Here is a 19147-nt window from a genome sequence, read left to right as displayed (position 1 = left end):
GACCGGTTCCGCGTGCGTAACCCTCCTTCCCTATCCCGCCACATTGCGGAAGGGGTCGAGCCCAAGATCGATGAGCCGGCGCTCGCGCACGACGATCTCGGCAGTGGCGGTCATGCCGTAACGCAGCGGATATTTCGTGTCGGCCACCTGATAGAAGTCGCGATCGAGTGTCACGCGTCCTTCGTAGACAGGCTGCTTCGTGCCAGGGCTCGGCTTCGTCGCGGGCGAGATGAACGCGAGTGTGCCGTCGATCACGCCATAGCGTTGATAAGGAAACGCGTTGAATTTGAGCTTGACGTGCTGTCCCTCGCGAAGAAAAGCACGATCGTGTTCCGCAATTTCGATCTTTAACACGGGCCTGGCGTTGGCGGGGGCAATGCCGCCCAGCGGCGTGTTTGCCTGAATCTTGTCACCGGTCTGCGTGGATGTCACATCGGTGACGACGCCCGATACCGGCGCGAGTATCAGCAGAAAATTATCCTTGTCGATATTTTCGAACTTGATGCGCGCGGCAGCATCCGCCACGAGCCGCGCGGTCTGTAGTTGCAGACGCAACTTGTCTTCCGTGCTCGCCACTTCGCGCATGGCAGATTCATATTGCAAGCGCAGATTGGTCGATTCCTGTCCGCTCGTTTCGAGTTGCGCCTTCGCCTGCGTGAATTCATGGCTTAGACGAAAATCCAGTTCTGCGAGTTTCGACTGTTCCACGCGATAGCCGCCATCGGCTTCGAGATACGCGTTGCGTTTGACTTCCACTTGCGATTCCGACACCCCGCCGCCGCCCGGCAAGGCAAAGAGCCGCGTGAAGCGGTCGAGTTCGGTCTTCGCGGCATCGCGTGCGCGGCGGGCGTTTTCGAGCACGCTGCGTTGTTCCTGCAATTGCGCCTTCTGTCCTTCCGCGAGCTTGCTCGTGCCTTCGTTCACGCGCTGCTGATGCTGATGCTCTTCCACTTCCATCTGATTCTTCAGCGCGACGATCTTGCGCTGCATGAGCAGCTTCTTCTCGGGGAACTGCTTCCATTCGCGTTCCGCATCGTCGAGCTTGAGTTGCGCTTCGAGCGCATTGGTCGCCGCTTCGATTGCACCACGTGCATTGAGGCGCGCGACGACGTCATCTTTGCGTACGGGCTGGCCTTCCGCGATGAAAAGCTCGGCAAGCTCGCCGTCGATCGGCGCGTAGAAGCGCCGCACTTCAGACTCCGGCGCGAGCGTGCCTTGCGCGGCCACGGTGACATCCGCATGTCCCACGAACGACCAGACGAGCGCGGACGCGACCAGCGCGACCATCGTATAGATGAGGGCTTGCGTCAGGCGCAGCGGCTCGGCCGTGAGTATGGCGATACCTTCCGCGCCATGATCGACCAGCGCTTCCGATAAAGGTTTAAGGTGCGCGTCTTTCTTCACCGCTCGTGCCTCCCGTGGTTGCCGTCGTGATGGTGTTGGCACCGATCAAGCCGAGCTTGGTCTTGAGCAACTGCGGTTCGAGCACCATGCGCAGATCCTGCAGCGAGCGGCGCTGCAGGCTCGCCTCGTTGTCTATCTCGCTTGCAAACGCCGCCCACTTACCGTTGTCGGCCTTCACTTGCCGGAAGATGCGCATGCCGCGTGTGGCCGCATCCTCGGCATCGGTGAGAAGTCGCGCCTGACTGCGGAACGTGTCCGACACACCCGATTCGAGCCGTTGCGATCCGCCGATGCCACCGTTCGTCCGATACTGATTCCATAGCGTCTGTGCTTGCGACATGAGGCTTTGCGCGCGCGCAGCAGCCTTGTCCCGGAGCGAAGCGACATCAGGCACGACCTTGTTTGCGAACCACGTGTCGCTATCGAGATCGAGCGTTTCGTAGAAGGACAGCAGCGCTTCGTCATAAGCTTTCGTGCCGCGCGCCTTCTGCAAATCGGCGTATTGCGCGGCCACGGCTTTCTTGTGCGCGAGTTCCTTCTGCGCCGTCGCGGACCATGAGCCTTGCGGCAATTTCTGCAACCCGTCCAGCGCATCCGGCGTCTTGCCGTCGCGCCAGGCATCGGCGATTGCAGCGTATTGTCTGAGCACCTCAGGCGGCGGCAGTTGATCCGCACTGATCAGTTGATACCGCTCCTGAAAAGGCGGCGTCGAAAAATTCGCCGTATTTACGGATGCGGCAAGCGGTGCGAGGCTCGTGCCGCTCGCCGCGCTGCGCAGATCCGCATAGCGCTTGAGATCGGCGCGCACGCGATCGAGGCCGCCCAGTCGCGGATATTTGTCCGCATAATCCTTGAGCGCGCCGTCGATTGAATCGAGATCGTCTTGCGCAAGACCTTTAACGATGGTCGCATTCAATCGCTCGATAGCCGCGAGGTAGACAGAGTCGTCGCTCTGCAGCTTGCGCAGATGACTAAGTGCAAGCGCATACGGCTCGCGAAACTCGGGCACATAGCCCGCAAGCCGGTCGAGATCGCGTTGGTGCCCCGACGCATCCGCTTCCCAGTGCTTCAGAATTGCGCCGATCCGCCCTTCATCGTCATACATGCGAATGGGCGCATCAGGACCTCCGCGGCTCATCACGAAGCTCTCCAGTTTGCCTATCCAGTCGAGCTCGTCGATCATGGAGCGCACATCGGGATTGTTTTGACCGAGGGCTTTCATCTGCGCGATGATGGCGTCGGCGTTCGCGAAGTCACCATGTTGCAACGCGGCCAGCCAGCGCGGAACATTTCCCTTGAGCACGGCTTCCGTGTTCATCGCGGCGAATTGCGTGTCTTGCGGATGCGTGAGCAGATAGTCGCTAGTGACGCTCGCAGCTTGTGCATAGTCGCCCTGCGCCAGCAGCGATTTCGCCTGACGTTCGTTCGATCCGCTGTAAAAGAGCGCCGCACCACCGGCGAGCATCGCGATCAGCACACCCGCTCCAATCATGCGCGTGCGGCGCGTTGTACGACGGTCATCGCCTGCGAAGGCCGTATGCAATTCGGAAACGAAGAGCGCCGTCTTGCCACGCCGCTTCTTTTCAGGAGCGGCTTCTTTTGCGGGGACAGGCTGCGAATCCAGATTGATTTCGTCTTCGATCGCCGCAGCTTGATCGACGCAAAAGATATCGAGGAACGAGTGCGCCGATCCGACGAAGGTCGTCTTGTCGCTGTCGAAGCTCTTGTCGGCATGCGAGGCAGCCATTTCCGTGAGCGTCGATTCGCTCTCTTCGCCATGCAGATGCACGACATAGACGAAATGCGTGCCTCCGAAGGCAAGCGTGTCGCCGTTCTTCAGTTCGACCGCTGACTCGCCCAGGCGCGCGCCATTCACGAAGGTGCCGTTGGTGCTGCCAAGGTCTTCGACGAACGGCGCCGCGCCCTTGACGAACACGTGCGCATGCCGCCGCGATACGTAATTCACCTGATGTGGATACTGCTCTCGATGACGCGCAAACGTAGCGTCGCTCTTGCTCACGAGAAACGGGAATTGCAGCAGTTCGACGGGCTGCAAGTTCAGGTCGTTGCGCTGCGGAACGAGCGTGATGCTCAAGGGCTTGACGGCCACGTTGCGGCGCTTGCGCGGTGCAAATTGCACGCGGTATGCGAGACGGTTGCCGAACCCGATCTCATCGCCCGCACGAACGCGCACGGGCATTTCGCGCACGGGTGTGCCATTCACGGCGGTGCCGTTCTTGCTGCCGAGATCGGCGATATAGACGAGGCCATGCTCGATGAAGATGCGCGCATGACGACGCGAGAGTTGGGCGACGGCTTCGGGCGGGCTGGTATCGAACGGTGCTTCCGCACGGCCAATGGCGAAGAGATTTTCGTCGATACGAATCTCCGCCAGATTCTCGCCGATGCCGTTGCGGGCGAGCGGCTTCAGGACGACATCGAACGCTTCGCCCACGTTCGGCTGCTGTTCCGCTATCGGATCGCCTGGAGCCATGTCCATGTCACGAAGTGAGTCCACGAGCCTTGAGCGGCGCATGGAGCGGATGGGTCGTCCCGCCAGCCGAGCTATGTGGCGGCGGGTGTTGAAAGTTTAAGTCACGCATTATCGTAGTCAATCGTGCAGCACTGGCTTAAAACGCCATACGCGAGCCGCTTGAGGCGATATGGAACGAGCGTTAGCAAAGCTTGAGGATTGCTCACTGAGGTGTATCCGTGGATGCGTTCTGAACATTCACCGTTGGCCATCCGCCGCCGAGCGCCTTATAGAGCGTCACCGTATCCGACAGGATCTGCTGATGATTGGCGAGCAGCGCAAGCTGTGCGGCAAGCAAGGTGCGCTCGGTTTCAAACACTTCCAGCTGAGAAATCACGCCTTCCTTAAGCTGCGCGTCGATCTGCGCCGCGACGATGGTCAGATGCTCTACTTCCTGTTGCAACTCGACGCGCTGCTTCGTATGCGAATCGAGATTCACGAGCGCATTCTCTACTTCCTCGAAGGCGCTCATGACGGTGCTGCGATATTGCTGTTCCGCGACCGTGGTTTGCGCTTCGGTGGTCTTCACGTGAGCACGAACGCTCGGATCGAGAATCGGGATGTTGATGCTTGGCAGAAAGCTGAAGGTGAAAGTTTTGAGCAGGTCCGTCAGCGCGAAACTGGCGCTGCCGCCGCGCCCGGTGAGACTGATGGTCGGCAATTGCGCGAGCTTCGCCTGACCGACGAGGTCATACGATTCGAGCACGCGATACTCCGCCGCGACGAGATCGGGACGCCGTGCGAGCAACTGCGATGGCAGCCCCGACGGCACCGGCGGCGCCTGCACACGCGTTTGCAAATGCCCTTCCGGCAGCTTGAATTCGCCTGCGGGAACGCCTGTCAATGTAGCGAGGGCATTATTGGCAAGATCGCGCGAACGGCGCAATTCCAGCAGATCGCGCGTCAGGCGGTTCAATTCCGCGCGCTGCGTCAGAACCTGCGTATGGGGCACGAGGCCGTTCTTTTCCATGCCCTCGAAGATCGTCAGGATTTGCCGGTTGGTCGCGATGGTCTTCTTCTGCTGCTCGATCTGATCGTCGAACTGAAGAATCTGGAAGTAAGTGGTCGAAACGTTGGCGACGAGTTCGAGATAACCCGCGCGCCAGTCGGCCTCGGTCGCGCGAAATTCGGCCTTCTGGGCTTGCACGCTTTTTTCCACCGCGCCCCAGATGTCGATGTCCCAGTTCACTTGCGTGCCCAGGTTGTATTGCTTCGAAAACATCTGGCCGGTGGTCTTTTCGAAGCTCGCGCCCGCACCCGCATCCATGGACGGCAACGCGCCCGCACGGGCCTCGCCGATCTGCGCGCCCGCTACGTTGATGCGCGCGGCCAGCACCTTGATATCGAAGTTGTTGTCGATAGCCTGGCCGACGAGCGTATCCAGCGCGGGATCGTGGAACTGCTTCCACCAGTCGGGCTGAATGGTGGCAGCCGCTGCGACCTTGGGCGCGTCGATCTTGGTGAATGCGGTCTTCTCAGGCGTGTCCGGGCGTTGATAAGTCGGCACCTTCACGTCGATGCAACCGGCGAGCAGAGCAAGCCCGCTTGCAAGGCCGACGCGTAGCAGCCCAAAGCGCAAAGAGCCTAAGCGCAAAGAGCCAAAGCGCAACGATGGCAACAAGGCTTGCACGATCTCGCTCCCGGTGAACGCGCACCGACGGTCAGGTTGAGTGTGGAGGCGTCGCGGCCCGGCTCGTCGATTCATCGAGTAAATCACAAGGCGGAACGGGATGCCATACGGATCGAATCGGAGGCCGCCCGCCGTCTTGCGAACGGCGGGCGGGTATTGCAAGCGAGACTCCCCGTGCCTCGCCTTTACCGCGTAACCACATTGATGCTCTACCGCGTCACTGCCGCTTTTATTCCCGGCTTCACGAAACAAACGGCGTGAACACGTTGATGTTGCTGACGTTGTGTGCGTCCTGCTTCGGCTTGACGTTCGAGGTCATGGCGCTTGCGAACGCAGCGTTGAGGCCGTTCTGGTTGAACGTGTTTTGCGTCTGGTTTGCGAGTTGTTCCGTCGTACCGCTCAGATCGAACGCGCTGCTGCTATAGAACGGCATGAGGAAATTCATGCCGCCGCGCACGGCCGACATTTCGTCACGGTCCATTTCGGCTTGATGGGAAAGATCGCGGATGGTCAGAGTGGACATGATCGAAGGCTCCTGGATAAGGTTGATTTAGCTCAGTACGGGACGGGCGCCAAGATTGACGGTGCTGATGTTCTGCGCTTCCTGCTTCGGCATGACGTTCGACATCATGTTGCCGCCGAAGGCCACGCCCACGCCGTTTTGATTCACCGTGTTCTGCGTCTGGCCGATCAGTTGCTGCGTGCTGAACGAAGATTCGAACTTCGTGATGTCGATGCCGGGAAACAGGAACGACATGCCGCCGCGCACGGCCGACATCGTCTGGCGATCGAGCTCTTCGGTAACAGGCAGGTCTTGAATGGTCAGCGTGGTCATGGCGGTTCTCCTTGGGACTTCGCGCTTTGCGCATCGGGTGGTGGTTGGCGACAACTTGTTTGCGTGAGCTGTTAAATGCATAGGGTGTGCCAGTCGTCGTTCGATGCGGAAAAATATCTAGCAAAGCCTTGTCGCACATAAGCACGGTCGACGTAATGCGCTCTAAAACTCAACCCACTGATGATGGTCTTCTACCAACACTTCGGACTCCAACTGTCCGTTATCGAACGACATCGCTTTTCTTGGGCCCGAGACGAACGCTCTCATCCGCGAAACGTCTGCGGATATGGCGTATCAACAGGGAAAGGCGGCGCTTAAGGCATGCGCGCGCCGCTTACTTGACGTAGATCGTGATCTTCTTCGAATACACAGGCGGGTCGGTCGGGATGTGCCGGTCATCGCCCATCAAGAGCTGAAGTGTGTGCTTGCCCGGCGGAAGTTCGATAGTCGTTTCCGTTTCGCCCGCGCCGTAGTGCAAGTGATTGCGGTCGGACGGAATCTCCTGATCCATCGGCGGCAAGTCCGTATCGATCAACAGGTGATGATGCCCCGTGTTAGGGAATTTGACGCCGCGCGGCGCCACGCCCATGTACCGTAGACCGAACCACACCTTAATAGGCTTGCCCGCCGCGAAGGTCTGGCCATCGTTTGGATAGCCGATATAGGCGTAAGCGTTGGCGGGCGCCGGCGTCGGCCCCGCTACGGCGAATTGCACTGCAAACACAGCGGCAAGCAATGCAAAACGTGATAGCGCGATTGCGCTGACGGTTCGGTTCTTCATGTCATTCCCCTCGGCTGCGCGGTTGCCGTGCATGCTTCATTTCATCGTGATGGTGATCTTCTTGGAATAAACAGGAGGATCGTGCGGTACGTGGTTGTAGTCGCCCATCAGCAGCTGTAGCGTGTGCTTGCCCGGCGGAAGCTCCAGGCGCGCATCGGTCTCGCCCGCGCCATAGTGAAAGTGATTGCGGTCGGAGGGAATCTCCTGATCGAGCGGCGGCAGATCCGTATCGATCAGCAAGTGGTGATGTCCGACGTTGGGCATGTCCACGCCCTTCGGACAGACGCCCATGTTGCGCAGTCCCATGCGTACCCAGAGTTTGCCGCCCGAGATCACGGCGCCGTCGGGCGGCCAGATGATGTATGCCTCAGCGTTCGGCGGAGCGGGAGTGCGCTGACGCGCGGCGGAAAAAGACGTATCGGCGGCGACGGCGGCGAGTGAAGCCAGTGCGCCAAGCACGGTTCTTCTCAACATGTTGTGCATGCCTCTTGATGAACAGTCACATGAAGGACTGACGAATGTGCGAGCGCTGAAGATACTGTCGTACGCTCGTGCGTGGAGCGATCAAGCCGTCGTCAGGTTTTCAGATTAGAACGTAACGTTTAAAAAAGATACTTACCAGAGAACGGAAGCGCACTCCTCATCACGCATACCTGCTTAATGGGGATTTAAGTGCCGACTGACCGCGTGCTATCTTTGTTTGTGCTGCAGATGCACGAGCGCGACGGCAAATGCATGGTCCTCGCATGCGCCGACTTTGCATGAGCATCCAGGCGACAACGACAGACGCGCGAACGGCGCGCCCCTAATCAAGCCGGACCGAAAGGGTGTGAATATGTGGCGGACTCTCTTCATCGCAGGCATGTTCGTGACGATGGGCGGCGCGTTCGCAGCGCCTTCTGATCCACCGCTTGAGAGACCTTCGGTCGCGGCCGCCGACACTCATGCGAATCGCATGGCGCTCGTTATCGGCAATACGCACTACGGCGACGCCCCGCTGCCGGCCGCGGAGCACGACGCATACGATATGAGCGTTGCGCTCACGTCGCTCGGATTCAACGTGACGCGCCGTATCGATCTCAACGAGACCGCCATGCGCGACGCGCTCGACACGTTCGTCACGCAACTCGGTCCACACGATACCGCGCTCGTCTACTTTGCGGGCCACGGTCTGCAGGCAGGCGGCGATGCCCTGCTCGCCCCGCTCGATGCCCGCGCCGATGCGCCCGTCACGCTGGTCGAGAAAGGTATTCCGGTGAAGGATGTCGTGGCGCGCATGGTGCAACGCCGTCCGGACGCCGCGAACATCGTCGTGCTCGACATGTGTCTGAACGATCCCTTCGGTGCTACGCCCACCGAGAGCATGTCTTTGCCCGCGAACACACTGGTTGCGTACGCAACTACTTTTGCGACCGAAGCCGCCGAGACGGAACGCAACGGCCTTTACACCGCCGCGCTGTTACGAGCGATGTCCGGCGAAGCACGCACCACATCCCGGGTATTCGAAATAGCCGCCGCAAATGTCGCGCAGTTGACGCACGATAGCCAACGGCCGTGGATCGCATCGACACTCGATGCCGCATTCACACTCGCGCCGATGTCGTTAGCTTCCACGGACGCCATCGATGCGACGCAATCCGCCACGGGTACGCATACGCGAGGCATTCTTCCCAAGGACAGCAGCGAGCAATACGAACTGACCTTCTGGGAATCGATCAAGGACAGCACGTACCCAAGCGATTACGAAGCCTATTTGAAGGCGTATCCGAATGGACGATTCGCCACGCTTGCCAAGGCGCGTATCGATCGCTTGCGTGCGGCGGCCGCAAGTGCGAAGCCCGCGGCATCGCCGCAGTTGCCAGCTTCGCCTACTCCGGCGCCGACGCCGAAGCCCGCGCCGCCTGTCGTCGCTGAAAAGCCGCGTCAAACCGCGCCCACGCCCACGCCTGCACCGGCAACCACGACTGCCACTGTCGCAGTCGCAGTCGCATCCAAACCCGCAGCGAAGACTTCCGCTGGGGCCGAAGTAAAAGACTGCCCGTCTTGTCCCGCGCTGGTCCCGCTCTCGGCTGGCAGCTTCACCATGGGCAGCAACAACGACGATCCCGCAGAAAAGCCGCCGCATCGCGTGGCCATTGCGCAGCCGTATCTCATCGGCAAATACGAAGTGACGATCGAACAATGGAATGCATGCGTCGATGCCGGCGCCTGCACACGTATCTCACCCGATGGCGACGCCGGCAACGCGCCGCCCGCCAATGCGCCGATGCGCAACGTCAGTTGGGACGACGCGCAGGTCTACGTCAAATGGTTGAGCAAGGTGGGCGGCAAGGCATATCGCCTGCCGACCGAGGCCGAATGGGAATATGCGGCGCGCGGCGGCACGCAGAGCACGTACTGGTGGGGCGATCAAATGAAGAAAGGCAACGCCGACTGCAAGGATTGCGGCGAGCCTTATCGTCCCGAAGCGCCGACGCCCGTAGGCTCATTTGCCGCGAATCCGTATGGTCTCCACGACATGAACGGCAGCGTCTGGGAATGGGTCGCCGACTGCTGGCACGGCAACTACAAGGGCGCACCGGCCGATGGCCACGCGTGGGACGATCCATCATGTTCAGTGCGCGTGATTCGCGGCGGCTCGTGGCGCGAAGGCGCGAGCTATATGCAATCGGCCACGCGATTCAAATACAGCTCGAGCGTGAGGCAATCGCAGAACGGTTTTCGTGTGGCGCGTGACGCGCAGTGAAGGCACACTATCGCAACGCCGCCTTCACGATGATCTGCCCTTGCGTATCGCGCTCGATCTTCTTAAGCACCGGCTGCGCCGCCTGAAAGTCCTCGGGCGTGCAGACCTGCTTGCCGAAATTCGCGGTGAAAGTGCGCGAGATCTGAATCGTGTTGGTCGCGGCATCGAACAGATAGCGCGATGAAAAGCGGAAGAAGCCGCTATCGAGGTCGAGGTTGTCGGGCACTTCGACCACGTGCATCGTACGAGGAAGCACGATCTGCGCTACCTCGTCGAACACGCCGCCTATGCACAGATAAGGTTGCGTACGCACGCGCTCCGCAAGCCAGTTGCGCGCCTGCGTCGCGATGCCCCCCGAGAGACTCGTCAACGCGGGCAACGCGGTCGTGCCAGTGGGCCAGACCACGTCGTCGAGCGTGCCGTTCACGGTCGTGGCGAAGGGGCCGCTCGTGGCATCGACATCGCTGGTCGTGAGCGCGCCCGCGCCACGCAGATTCGTATAACGCAGACGGTCCGTTGCGATCTGCTCGCGCCGCTCCGTATTCGCCGAACGCAGATTCATACGCTCGATCTCGGCACTCCATCCTGCATCCTCGACCCAATACGCAAAGTTGGCGACGCCTCCGGGCGCCACGTCGATCTGCAATCGCGCCGCGCGCGATAAGGGCTGCGTGGATGGCGTGTGCGAAAGCTTGCCGGCATTCACGAGCACGGTCGGGCGATCCATGTCCGCGAGTGGCAGAAAGCCAAACTCGACGCTCGCCGCCGTGCTATCCGCATATAGATTCAGATCGGGCATCCATGTGATGACGTGATTGATCGCGCCCGCGCCGTAGCCTGGCACCGAAGGCAGCGAATACACCGCGCCCAGGCCAATCAGCGCGGGCTCGTTGCGAATGCCCACGGCATCGAGCAACGCGCCGAACAGCGCGACATGGTCCTTGCAATCGCCATAACGATTCGCAAGTACCTCCGTCACGCGATGCGGCACGGCGGGACTTTGACCGATGAACATCGCGACATAGCGGATATTGCGGCGTACCCAGTCGTAGAGCGTCTTTGCTTTGGCGCGCGCGTCGGCGTCGTTGCGTGTGAGCGATTGCGCGAACGCGATCACGGCGGGATCTTTCGTGCTCGGGTCCACGGAGGGTTCGCGATAGCTCGCGGCGAAGCTCGCGTAATCGGGAAACGTCGACACCATCAGACGGTCGCCGTATTGCGCGTAAGCGACCGAGCCGGTTTCGATGCGCGCAATGTGTTCGCGACGGTAATCGAACGCATAGCGCGTGCGGCCATTCGCGGTGACGGGCGGCTCGGCTTCATAACCGCGCGCATCGGCGAAGAGCGGCTTGGTCGCGGGCAGATCGAAGATGAGCCGCTGTGCAAGCACCGGCCGCGAACCCGGATCGACGTAATAGTTGAACTGCCCTGCGATGACAGGGCTCGCCTGGCTCTTGCGAAACCGCAGATGCACCGTCGAGCCGATGCCCACCGCCGGAAAAATCACCGCGCGCAGCTTGGCGTCCTGAAACGTGGGCGCGCCAGCCGAACGCGGCTCCTGGATGTCACGAATCTGCTCGGGCGAAACATCGTGACGCGCGCCGTTGGCATCGACGGAATAGGCTTCGACGATTTCCACGTTCGACACGCTGCGGTCGTACCAGACGTAACGCTGCGCAATTTCGTCGATGCCGGCCGACGTGTTCGCGCGCAACACGGTGGTATCGTCCTCGGTCACCGAACCGTCTTCCGCCACGACGAACTCGTGGCTGTCGCTGATAACGGTCGATGGATCGTCGTCGCCGGATGCGGCATGCGCAATGCCAGTCGACGCGAGCGCCAGGACGAGAACCAAACGGATCGATAGACGAGTCATGTCGCGGGCGCATGTGGGAGCTGCGTCAATCGTACATGAAGCGCGCCGGGGTCGAGCGGCGTCAGCGTGCAGCGAGCTGCGCCAGATCGGCCTGCAATTCGTCGAGCGGATGCGACCAGTCGCCGAGTTGCGTCTGACGATAAAGCCGCATAGACGGATACCAGGGCGTGAAGCGCTGACAGTCATACCAGCGGCAATCGCACGCGTTTGCAAGCAGCACCCATACGGGACGATTCAACGCGCCTGCAAGATGCGCGGGACCGGAGTCGATGGTGATAAACAAATCGAGTTCGTCGAGCACGTATGCCGTATCGCCGAAAGCCGCGAGATACGGCGCCATGTCGATGACATCGTGCGCCTGCATCAACGCACGTTCGTCATCGGTCAGCGCGCCGACCTGAAGCGAGTAGAAGCGGCAATCGGGATTGGCGAACAACGCGGCCAGTTGTTGGAGTTGCATCGACCGGTACGGCTCATGGCGCACGTTGCTGGCGCTGCGCCAGCCGATACCGACCTTCATCCGCTTCGGTTCGCGTTGCATCGATGCAAGCGCTTCGTGCGGGAAGCCGCGATTGGGATTGCATGCGATCATGCCGCCGGGACTCTCCATCGGAAAATATGGCGAATGCTGATAGCGCGCGAAGAGATTGAACACGTACGTGATGCGGTCGCAATGCTGCATCTCGTGCGCACGTTGCTCGGCCGTCGGGATGACAAGACGCACGCCTTCGCGCGGGCGGACGACATCGCGCCACTCGTCGAAGACTTCGATGACCAACTCGCGTGCGCCTTCCCGCAGCAAGGCATCGACGTAGCGCGAATAGAGCACGAAATCGCCGAAGCCGCCTTCGATGGAGATCAAGATCGACTTGCCGGCAACGGGTTCGTCTATGCCGAGCAGCTTGGGACGCGCCAAGTCGATCCACGGCATGTCACCGCTAAAGAGCACGTGGAGAAGCGACTCGCCGCGTCCGACATCGCGGTTGATGCGATGCAGTGCATGCGCTTCGTGATACTTGCCGCTCGAGTAAAGCACCATCGCGAGTTCTTCGGTGAGCTGGTAGCGCACGAAGGGAGACATGTCATGCGTAAGCGCTATCCTGAGACAACGTTCCGCAAGCTCGCGCATGCCGAGATAGTTCAAGTCGATGCCGAGTTGTCCGATCCATACGCCGGGATCGGGCAAGGCGGCGAGTCGAGTGATCATGGCCTGCGCTTCGACGGCGCGCCCGGCCACGCGCAAGGCGCGCACGCTGTCTATGTTGAGCGGTAAGTTCTGGGCGTCTGGGAGACTCATTTTTGTTTTGCAAGGTGCGAAGAGCGAAGCCGCGAATGCCGGCGCTCGGGCGCACATGCTAATTGCACGGTTCGCCTTAGCTGCAAAAAAATGTCAGATCGAGCTTTCGTTGCCGGGTACGACTTCCGAGCATAGACGCAAGCGTATCGATCAGGCGAGCACGTACGTGAAACAAACGCGCCGGTTATGGTAACCGTTTCCGAGTCTGTCTCGACGAGCCCAGGAAGAAGTAGCGCCGGCATTGTTCGTTTCGGTATCGGGTTATCCTGCTGCGAGACGCGGGTTGCACCAGACATTGCATCTGTTCCTGCATGTCTTCGCCAGGAGCCTGATCGATGATGCCTTTGCCTAACTCGAACCATGCACGGCGTCATGGTTCTTCTCTGCCATGAACGGCCGTTCACCGGATCGCCGACGGTTCCTGCGTGTCGCGGCCACGGCGGCGCTCGCCGGAGCGACAAACCCGCTCGTCGCGCAGATCGCGCCCTCGCAGTCGACGCCCATGCACAAGCGCCCGATTCCATCGAGCAACGAAGCGCTGCCTGTAATCGGCTGCGGCACGTGGCGCACATTCGACGTCGGCGACGACGCCGCCCGCCGTCGCGAACTCGCCGAAGTGCTGCGCGTGCTGTTCGCGGCGGGCGGCTCGGTGATCGATTCATCGCCCATGTATGGCTCGTCCGAAGCCGTCGCGGGCGACCTGCTCGCCGAATTGCACGCACGCGACAAGGCGTTCATCGCCACCAAGGTGTGGACCGATGGACGCGAGGCGGGCATCGCGCAAATGGAACAGTCGATGCGCCTTTTCAAAACGCCGCGCATCGACCTCATGCAGATCCACAATCTGCTCGACTGGCGCACGCAACTCGCCACGCTGCGCGATTGGAAAGCGGCCGGGCGCGTGCGCTATATCGGCGTTACGCATTACACGTCGAGCGCGTTCGGGCAGGTCGAAGCGGTGCTGCGATCCGAGCGTGTGGACTTCGTGCAAATCAACTACGCGGCCAACGACCGCGACGCCGAGGAACGGCTGCTGCCGCTTGCCGCCGAGCGCGGTGTCGCTGTGCTCGTCAACCAGCCGTTCGGCGGCGGCTCGCTGCTCGCCTCGCTTCGCGCAAAACCGCTGCCCGCGTTCGCGGCCAATTTGGGCTGCACGAGTTGGGCACAGCTTCTGCTCAAATTCGTGTTGGGAAACCCCGCCGTCACTTGCGTGATTCCGGGCACCGGACGGCGCGAGTACATGATCGACAACGTGCGCGCGGGCATTGGCGATTATCCGGATGCGGCGCTGCGAAAGCGCATCGCGGATGCCGTCGCGTGACTAGAGAGCCAGGACATGCCATGAGCGATACCTTCGATCTTCAACGCTTCGTCGATGCACAAGAAGCCGTCATCGACGACGTGCGCGCCGAGTTGTCCGCCGGCCGCAAGCGCACGCACTGGATGTGGTTCGTGTTCCCGCAAATCGCAGGTCTCGGCCATAGCCACATGGCGCGGCACTACGCTATCCAGTCCCGCGCGGAAGCCGAAGCGTATATCGCGCATCCTGTGCTCGGCGCGCGGCTCGTCGAATTGACGGGCATCGTCAACGGCGTGAAGAATTCGAGCGTCGAGCAAATTTTTGGGTATCCGGACGACATGAAGTTTCATTCGTCGATGACGCTCTTCGCGCGCACCGCGCCCGATCCCGCGATCTTTAACGACGCGCTGCAACGCTTTTTCGATGGCCACGAGGATGAAGGGACGCTCGCCCGCTTTAAGTAGCCGCGCGTGGGCATGGCCGTTGCGCTTTCGTTGGCACTTCAACGATGGAGAGACGCGATGACTCAATCCCTCAAGCTGCACGATCACGTTAGCTGGAATACGCCGCAGGGCGAGACCACGGGCCATGTCGTGAAAGTGATCCACGAACGCACGACAGTCGATGGCCATACGGTCAATGCATCGAAGTCCGATCCGCACTACGAGGTGGAAAGCGACAAGAGCGGCAAGCATGCCGTGCACAAAGCGGAAGCGCTGAAACGCATTTCACACTGAATTTTCTTCGATTTCCGCGTCACGGCGTGCGCCCCAAGCGGGTGCACGCCGTGGGTATGAGCACGTTCCCTGCAAAATTCGCAATAAACGTTCACACTTCTACCGCGCTAGATTCGCGCAATTCCCAAGAACTGATTTGCCAAATCTTTTGAGGATTGGAAGATGAACTCGAAACTCGTGGCACTGCTCTTCGCCGCATCGGCCATTGGCCTGACTTCCACCGCGTCCTACGCGCAAGTTGCAGGCGCACAGACGCTCGGCGTATCGGTCGAGGTATCGACCGCCATCATCGACGGCTGGAGCGTCAGGAAGTCGATTCTCAACAAGCCCGTCTTCAATGAACAGGGCGCGAAGGTCGGCGTGATCCACGACATCATCGTGGCGCCAGACCGTTCGGTTTCGTTCGCGATCATCGCGGCAAACCAGTTCCTCGGCGTCTCGCATCACGACGTCGCCATTCCGGTCGAACAACTCGATTTCCAGGGCGGCAAGCTCGTGCTGCCCGGCGCGACGAAGGACGCGATCAAGGCCCTGCCCGAATTCCAGTACACCAAGGTCAAGGCAACGCCGAAGCCGCGTGCGGAGTTCGAACATCACTGATGCTTGGCAGGCAGCGGCGTGAGGTTTGCGCCGCTGCAGGCCGCTTGCAAGTTCGTCGTATCGAAGTAAGCACGCTTCAAAGCCGTAGCGGCGTTCGTTCGACGCCGCTACGCACGGCATCGGTCCGACGCAGCTTCAACGCGCTACTGCGCGCGATCGGTCAGAACGAACTCCACTCATCGCCATGCGTCGCCGCAGCGGTCGCCACGGGCGCGGCACGCCGCGTACGCGCGGGTGCGGCAACGCGCGCGGCAGTACGCGCCACGGGCACGGCAGGCGCGTACGACCGGGGCGCAACACCACCGCCTTCGACCACGAAGAACGCCATGACTTCGTTCAGGCGACGGCCCTGCTCTTCCAGCGCCTGCGATGCGGCCGCGGCTTCCTCGACGAGCGCCGCGTTCTGTTGCGTGACCTCGTCCATCTGCGTGATCGCCTGATTCACCTGCTCGATGCCGCGTCCCTGCTCCGCCGATGCCGCCGCGATCTCCGACATGATGTCGGTCACCTGAGCCACGGCCTGTGTCACTTCGGTCATGGTCGTACCGGCTTCGCTCGCGAGTGCCGAGCCGTCCTTCACCTTTTCGACGGAATCGGCGATCAGTTCCTTGATCTCCTTCGCCGCCGACGACGAGCGCTGCGCGAGGCTGCGCACTTCGCTTGCCACGACCGCAAAGCCGCGTCCCTGTTCACCCGCGCGCGCCGCTTCAACGGCCGCGTTGAGCGCCAGAATGTTGGTCTGGAAAGCGATGCCTTCGATGATGCCCGTGATCTCCGCGATCTTCGACGAGCTGTTGCTGATGCCGTGCATGGTGTCGACCACGCGACCGACCACATCGCTGCCCTTTCGCGCGACATTCGAGGCATTCGACGCGAGCGAACTCGCCTGATGCGCGTTGTCGGCATTCTGGCGCACCGTGGACGTCAATTGCTCCATGCTCGCCGCCGTTTCCTGCAACGACGCCGCCTGCTCTTCGGTGCGCTGGCTCAGGTCCGTGTTGCCTGTGGCCAGCTCCTTGGCGGCGCCGCCCACCGCGCCGCTGCTGTCGCGCACACGGCTCACGGTTTCGGTCAGGCGTTCGTTCATCTCGGCAAGCGCACGCAGCAAGTCGCCAGTCTCGTCCTTCGAATCGGCGATGATCGTGCTGCGCAAGTCGCCACGCGCCACGGTTTGCGCGATCTCGACTGCGTCCTCGATAGGCCGGGTGATCGAACGCGTGATCGCAAAGCCCGCAGCCACCGCGAACAGCGTGGCGAACGAGCACAGCGCGATCAGCACGTTGCGCTGCATTTCGTACTGAGCTTCGAAATCACGCACGATCTCTTCGCGACGCGTGGCCGTGTAGCTCGCGTAGTCGTCGGTGGCCTTGACCAGTTGGGCGAGCAGAGGACGGCATTCGTCGTCCATCTTGGAGATCGCCTGGTCGTGCTTGCCGGCGAGCGCGAGGCCGACGATATCCGTCGCCACCGGGCCGTACAAGCCTTCCACGCGCGCCATTTCGGCGACGAGGCCACGGGCCTTCTCGCTCGTGTCGCTCGCCGAGGCGATCATGTCCTTGAGTTGTTTCAGGCGCGCCTGCACGTCTTCGTGAGCGCGCGTGACCTGGGCTTTTTCCAGTTCGAGATCGGCGGGCTTGCTGACGAGCACGAGATTGCGTGCGGCAATGGCGCGGCGATCGACCGCGGTGCGCAACTGACTGGCCACATCGGCGCGCGCGTTGATGCCGTTGACGTAGTTCGCGAAGCCGTCGGTCGCCTGGGAAAGCGAGCGCAGCGACATGCCTGCGACGAGCACCACGAGGACGGCAAGAATGCCGAAGCCGGCGACCAGTTTGTTCTTGATCGTGATGTTTCTAAGGTTCATTTGAAGGTTCTCTCAGTCAGTTCGTGGAACTGTTTCGGCGTCGTATGTTCGACTCGTGCGCCTTGCGCGGCGTACAAGCGAACGTTTGCCCTCATCCGGGGCTTGGCGCTCTAGGAACTATTACGGCGGGCGGTTGCGAAGTCTGAAGGGGCGGAAATACGATTAGTCGGCATTTTGTCCATACCTTCGTCGCAACGGCGGTAACTTTGTCCAATCGATACTTCATCGGCGATACTTGGTGCTCCTCACGCGATCAAAAGACCGATGACCGAACATCTCGACTTCCGCACGCCTGAATTCAACGCCGCCCTGGCCGCGTTACCCGTCGCGCCTGCCACGAACATCGCTCATGCCGAAGACTGGTGGGACGCGGTGCGCGGGCTGTATAGACAGTCCGACGACCTGATCAATCTGGAAAACGGCTACTGGGGCGCCATGGCCGAGCCGGTGAAGTCAATGTTCCATTATTGGATCGATCGCCTGAACCACGAAACCACGCTGCTCGTGCGTCCTCACTGGATGACGATCCACGATGGCTTGCGTCAGCGTCTTGCTGGCGCCATGGGCTGTTCCGCCGATGAAATCGAGCTCACGCGCAACGCGACCGAGGCGCTGCTTGCGCTCATCAGCGGCTATAACGGCCTCGAACCGGGCGATACCGTGCTCTACAGCAACCTCGACTACCCGTGCGGACGCGATGCGATGGAATGGCTGCGCGAACGGCGCGGCGTCGAGCCGGTGCGCATGACGATGCCCGAGCCTGCCACGCGCGAGGCCGTGCTCGACGCTTACACGTCGGCGTTGAAAGCGCATCCGCGCACGAAGCTCGTGCTGCTGTCGCATGTCTGTTTTGCGACGGGGCTGGTGCCGCCGGTTCGCGAGATCGCGGCGCTCGCGAAAGCTGCGGGCGCAGACGTGATCGTCGATGCCGCGCATTCCTGGGGCATGCTCGACTTCGACGTGCCGACGCTCGACGCGCCGTTTGTCGCGTTGAATCTGCACAAGTGGATCGGGGCGCCGCTCGGTTGCGGGGCGATCTACATCAAGAAAGAGCGTCTCGGTTCAATCGACCCTTATCTCGGCGATACGACCTGGCCCGCCGACGATATCCGTTCGCGCGTGCACACGGGTTCGCCGAACTTCGCGGCTTGGCTCACGTTGCCGGCGGCGCTGGAGTTGCATCAGCGCATTGGCGCGCGCTCGAAGGAAGCGCGTCTGCGGGCCTTGCGCGACGCCTGGGCCGAACCGGCGCGCGCGCTGCCGGGCGTGCGGATCATGACGCCAGCGGATGCATCGATGACGGCGGGTATCACTGCGTTTCGCATCGAAGGACTGGCGAGCGATGTCATCGTGAAGACGTTGAAGGACAGGTTTGGCGTGTTCACGGTCGCGCGGCCGATTCCGGATGCAAGCGATGTCGTGCGTGTGACGCCGGGGATTTTTACGCGGATGGAGCAGGCGGAGAGGTTGCTGGAGGGGATTGATTCGATGGCGGGTGAAGCGGGCTGAGTGGATACGTGGGGACGCTCGTTCAACGCATCGAG

Annotated in this window: 16 protein-coding genes; 6 read left to right on the top strand and 10 right to left on the bottom strand. The window is 61.3% G+C overall.

All coding sequences use genetic code 11. The features are described 5' to 3' along the window. Positions 1 to 30: 30 nt before the first annotated feature. The 7 genes from LDZ28_RS17130 to LDZ28_RS17100 form a co-directional block, all read right to left on the bottom strand. Positions 31 to 1404 (bottom strand): HlyD family efflux transporter periplasmic adaptor subunit, encoded by a 1374-nt coding sequence (locus tag LDZ28_RS17130; protein WP_244829623.1) that lies wholly within the window; start codon positions 1402 to 1404, stop codon positions 31 to 33. Then, positions 1382 to 3898, bottom strand: coding sequence for an FHA domain-containing protein (locus LDZ28_RS17125; RefSeq protein ID WP_244829700.1), 2517 nt, complete (start codon positions 3896 to 3898; stop codon positions 1382 to 1384). Before LDZ28_RS17125 ends, LDZ28_RS17130 begins: the two co-directional genes overlap by 23 nt. A 202-nt stretch (positions 3899 to 4100) precedes the next feature. Beyond that, positions 4101 to 5567 carry an efflux transporter outer membrane subunit gene (locus LDZ28_RS17120; RefSeq protein WP_370652200.1) on the bottom strand — a complete coding sequence of 489 codons (1467 nt, stop codon included), beginning with the start codon at positions 5565 to 5567 and terminating at the stop codon, positions 4101 to 4103. Positions 5568 to 5808: 241 nt separating this feature from the next. Then, positions 5809 to 6090 (bottom strand): hypothetical protein, encoded by a 282-nt coding sequence (locus tag LDZ28_RS17115; RefSeq protein ID WP_244829622.1) that lies wholly within the window; start codon positions 6088 to 6090, stop codon positions 5809 to 5811. 27 nt (positions 6091 to 6117) lie between these two features. Continuing rightward, complete coding sequence (locus LDZ28_RS17110) at positions 6118 to 6402, bottom strand: hypothetical protein (RefSeq protein ID WP_244829621.1); 285 nt, start codon at positions 6400 to 6402, stop codon at positions 6118 to 6120. Positions 6403 to 6736: 334 nt separating this feature from the next. Then, on the bottom strand, positions 6737 to 7183 hold the full coding sequence (locus LDZ28_RS17105) for a DUF4399 domain-containing protein (protein WP_244829620.1): 447 nt from the start codon (positions 7181 to 7183) through the stop codon (positions 6737 to 6739). 36 nt (positions 7184 to 7219) lie between these two features. Continuing rightward, positions 7220 to 7657 (bottom strand): DUF4399 domain-containing protein, encoded by a 438-nt coding sequence (locus LDZ28_RS17100; protein ID WP_244829619.1) that lies wholly within the window; start codon positions 7655 to 7657, stop codon positions 7220 to 7222. Between the two features lie 361 nt (positions 7658 to 8018). Between LDZ28_RS17100 and LDZ28_RS17095 the strand changes: the two genes are divergently transcribed. After that, positions 8019 to 9929 (top strand): SUMF1/EgtB/PvdO family nonheme iron enzyme, encoded by a 1911-nt coding sequence (locus tag LDZ28_RS17095; RefSeq protein ID WP_244829618.1) that lies wholly within the window; start codon positions 8019 to 8021, stop codon positions 9927 to 9929. Positions 9930 to 9936: 7 nt separating this feature from the next. Here the strand turns inward: LDZ28_RS17095 and LDZ28_RS17090 are convergent, their stop codons facing one another. Both LDZ28_RS17090 and LDZ28_RS17085 read right to left on the bottom strand, forming a co-directional pair. Continuing rightward, positions 9937 to 11805, bottom strand: coding sequence for a DUF3857 and transglutaminase domain-containing protein (locus tag LDZ28_RS17090; RefSeq protein WP_244829617.1), 1869 nt, complete (start codon positions 11803 to 11805; stop codon positions 9937 to 9939). A 61-nt stretch (positions 11806 to 11866) separates the two neighbouring features. After that, positions 11867 to 13102, bottom strand: coding sequence for a glycosyltransferase family 9 protein (locus tag LDZ28_RS17085; protein WP_244829616.1), 1236 nt, complete (start codon positions 13100 to 13102; stop codon positions 11867 to 11869). Between the two features lie 388 nt (positions 13103 to 13490). Here LDZ28_RS17085 and LDZ28_RS17080 point away from each other — a divergent pair, with 388 nt between their 5' ends. From LDZ28_RS17080 to LDZ28_RS17065, 4 genes are all read left to right on the top strand, one after another. Then, on the top strand, positions 13491 to 14423 hold the full coding sequence (locus tag LDZ28_RS17080) for an aldo/keto reductase (protein ID WP_244829615.1): 933 nt from the start codon (positions 13491 to 13493) through the stop codon (positions 14421 to 14423). A gap of 20 nt (positions 14424 to 14443) precedes the next feature. Next, positions 14444 to 14866 carry a DUF1810 domain-containing protein gene (locus LDZ28_RS17075; protein WP_244829614.1) on the top strand — a complete coding sequence of 141 codons (423 nt, stop codon included), beginning with the start codon at positions 14444 to 14446 and terminating at the stop codon, positions 14864 to 14866. Positions 14867 to 14923: 57 nt separating this feature from the next. Continuing rightward, positions 14924 to 15139, top strand: a complete 216-nt coding sequence (locus tag LDZ28_RS17070; protein ID WP_244829613.1) for a DUF2945 domain-containing protein — start codon at positions 14924 to 14926, stop codon at positions 15137 to 15139. 162 nt (positions 15140 to 15301) lie between these two features. Then, the gene (locus LDZ28_RS17065) at positions 15302 to 15739 is read left to right on the top strand and encodes a PRC-barrel domain-containing protein (RefSeq protein WP_244829612.1); all 438 of its coding nucleotides are present in this window, start codon (positions 15302 to 15304) and stop codon (positions 15737 to 15739) included. A gap of 160 nt (positions 15740 to 15899) precedes the next feature. Here the strand turns inward: LDZ28_RS17065 and LDZ28_RS17060 are convergent, their stop codons facing one another. After that, positions 15900 to 17603, bottom strand: coding sequence for a methyl-accepting chemotaxis protein (locus LDZ28_RS17060; RefSeq protein WP_244829611.1), 1704 nt, complete (start codon positions 17601 to 17603; stop codon positions 15900 to 15902). Between the two features lie 264 nt (positions 17604 to 17867). On the opposite strand from LDZ28_RS17060, the gene LDZ28_RS17055 reads away from it, so the two are divergent. Further along, the gene (locus LDZ28_RS17055; RefSeq protein WP_244829610.1) at positions 17868 to 19112 is read left to right on the top strand and encodes an aminotransferase class V-fold PLP-dependent enzyme; all 1245 of its coding nucleotides are present in this window, start codon (positions 17868 to 17870) and stop codon (positions 19110 to 19112) included. Positions 19113 to 19147 lie beyond the last annotated feature (35 nt).

The sequence above is a fragment of the Caballeronia sp. TF1N1 genome (genome assembly GCF_022878925.1).
Taxonomy (GTDB): domain Bacteria; phylum Pseudomonadota; class Gammaproteobacteria; order Burkholderiales; family Burkholderiaceae; genus Caballeronia.
Note: the sequence above shows the minus strand (reverse complement) of the source record. Positions and strands in the feature narration are given on the sequence as shown.

Bases quoted from the DNA above. Each gene is read 5' to 3' on its own strand.
- LDZ28_RS17125 (WP_244829700.1), bottom strand. From the start codon at position 3,898: ATGGCTCCAGGCGATCCGATAGCGGAACAGCAGCCGAACGTGGGCGAA.
- LDZ28_RS17115 (WP_244829622.1), bottom strand. From the start codon at position 6,090: ATGTCCACTCTGACCATCCGCGATCTTTCCCATCAAGCCGAAATGGAC.
- LDZ28_RS17110 (WP_244829621.1), bottom strand. From the start codon at position 6,402: ATGACCACGCTGACCATTCAAGACCTGCCTGTTACCGAAGAGCTCGAT.
- LDZ28_RS17105 (WP_244829620.1), bottom strand. From the start codon at position 7,183: ATGAAGAACCGAACCGTCAGCGCAATCGCGCTATCACGTTTTGCATTG.
- LDZ28_RS17100 (WP_244829619.1), bottom strand. From the start codon at position 7,657: ATGTTGAGAAGAACCGTGCTTGGCGCACTGGCTTCACTCGCCGCCGTC.
- LDZ28_RS17095 (WP_244829618.1), top strand. From the start codon at position 8,019: ATGTGGCGGACTCTCTTCATCGCAGGCATGTTCGTGACGATGGGCGGC.
- LDZ28_RS17090 (WP_244829617.1), bottom strand. From the start codon at position 11,805: ATGACTCGTCTATCGATCCGTTTGGTTCTCGTCCTGGCGCTCGCGTCG.
- LDZ28_RS17085 (WP_244829616.1), bottom strand. From the start codon at position 13,102: ATGAGTCTCCCAGACGCCCAGAACTTACCGCTCAACATAGACAGCGTG.
- LDZ28_RS17080 (WP_244829615.1), top strand. From the start codon at position 13,491: ATGAACGGCCGTTCACCGGATCGCCGACGGTTCCTGCGTGTCGCGGCC.
- LDZ28_RS17075 (WP_244829614.1), top strand. From the start codon at position 14,444: ATGAGCGATACCTTCGATCTTCAACGCTTCGTCGATGCACAAGAAGCC.
- LDZ28_RS17070 (WP_244829613.1), top strand. From the start codon at position 14,924: ATGACTCAATCCCTCAAGCTGCACGATCACGTTAGCTGGAATACGCCG.
- LDZ28_RS17065 (WP_244829612.1), top strand. From the start codon at position 15,302: ATGAACTCGAAACTCGTGGCACTGCTCTTCGCCGCATCGGCCATTGGC.
- LDZ28_RS17060 (WP_244829611.1), bottom strand. From the start codon at position 17,603: ATGAACCTTAGAAACATCACGATCAAGAACAAACTGGTCGCCGGCTTC.
- LDZ28_RS17055 (WP_244829610.1), top strand. From the start codon at position 17,868: ATGACCGAACATCTCGACTTCCGCACGCCTGAATTCAACGCCGCCCTG.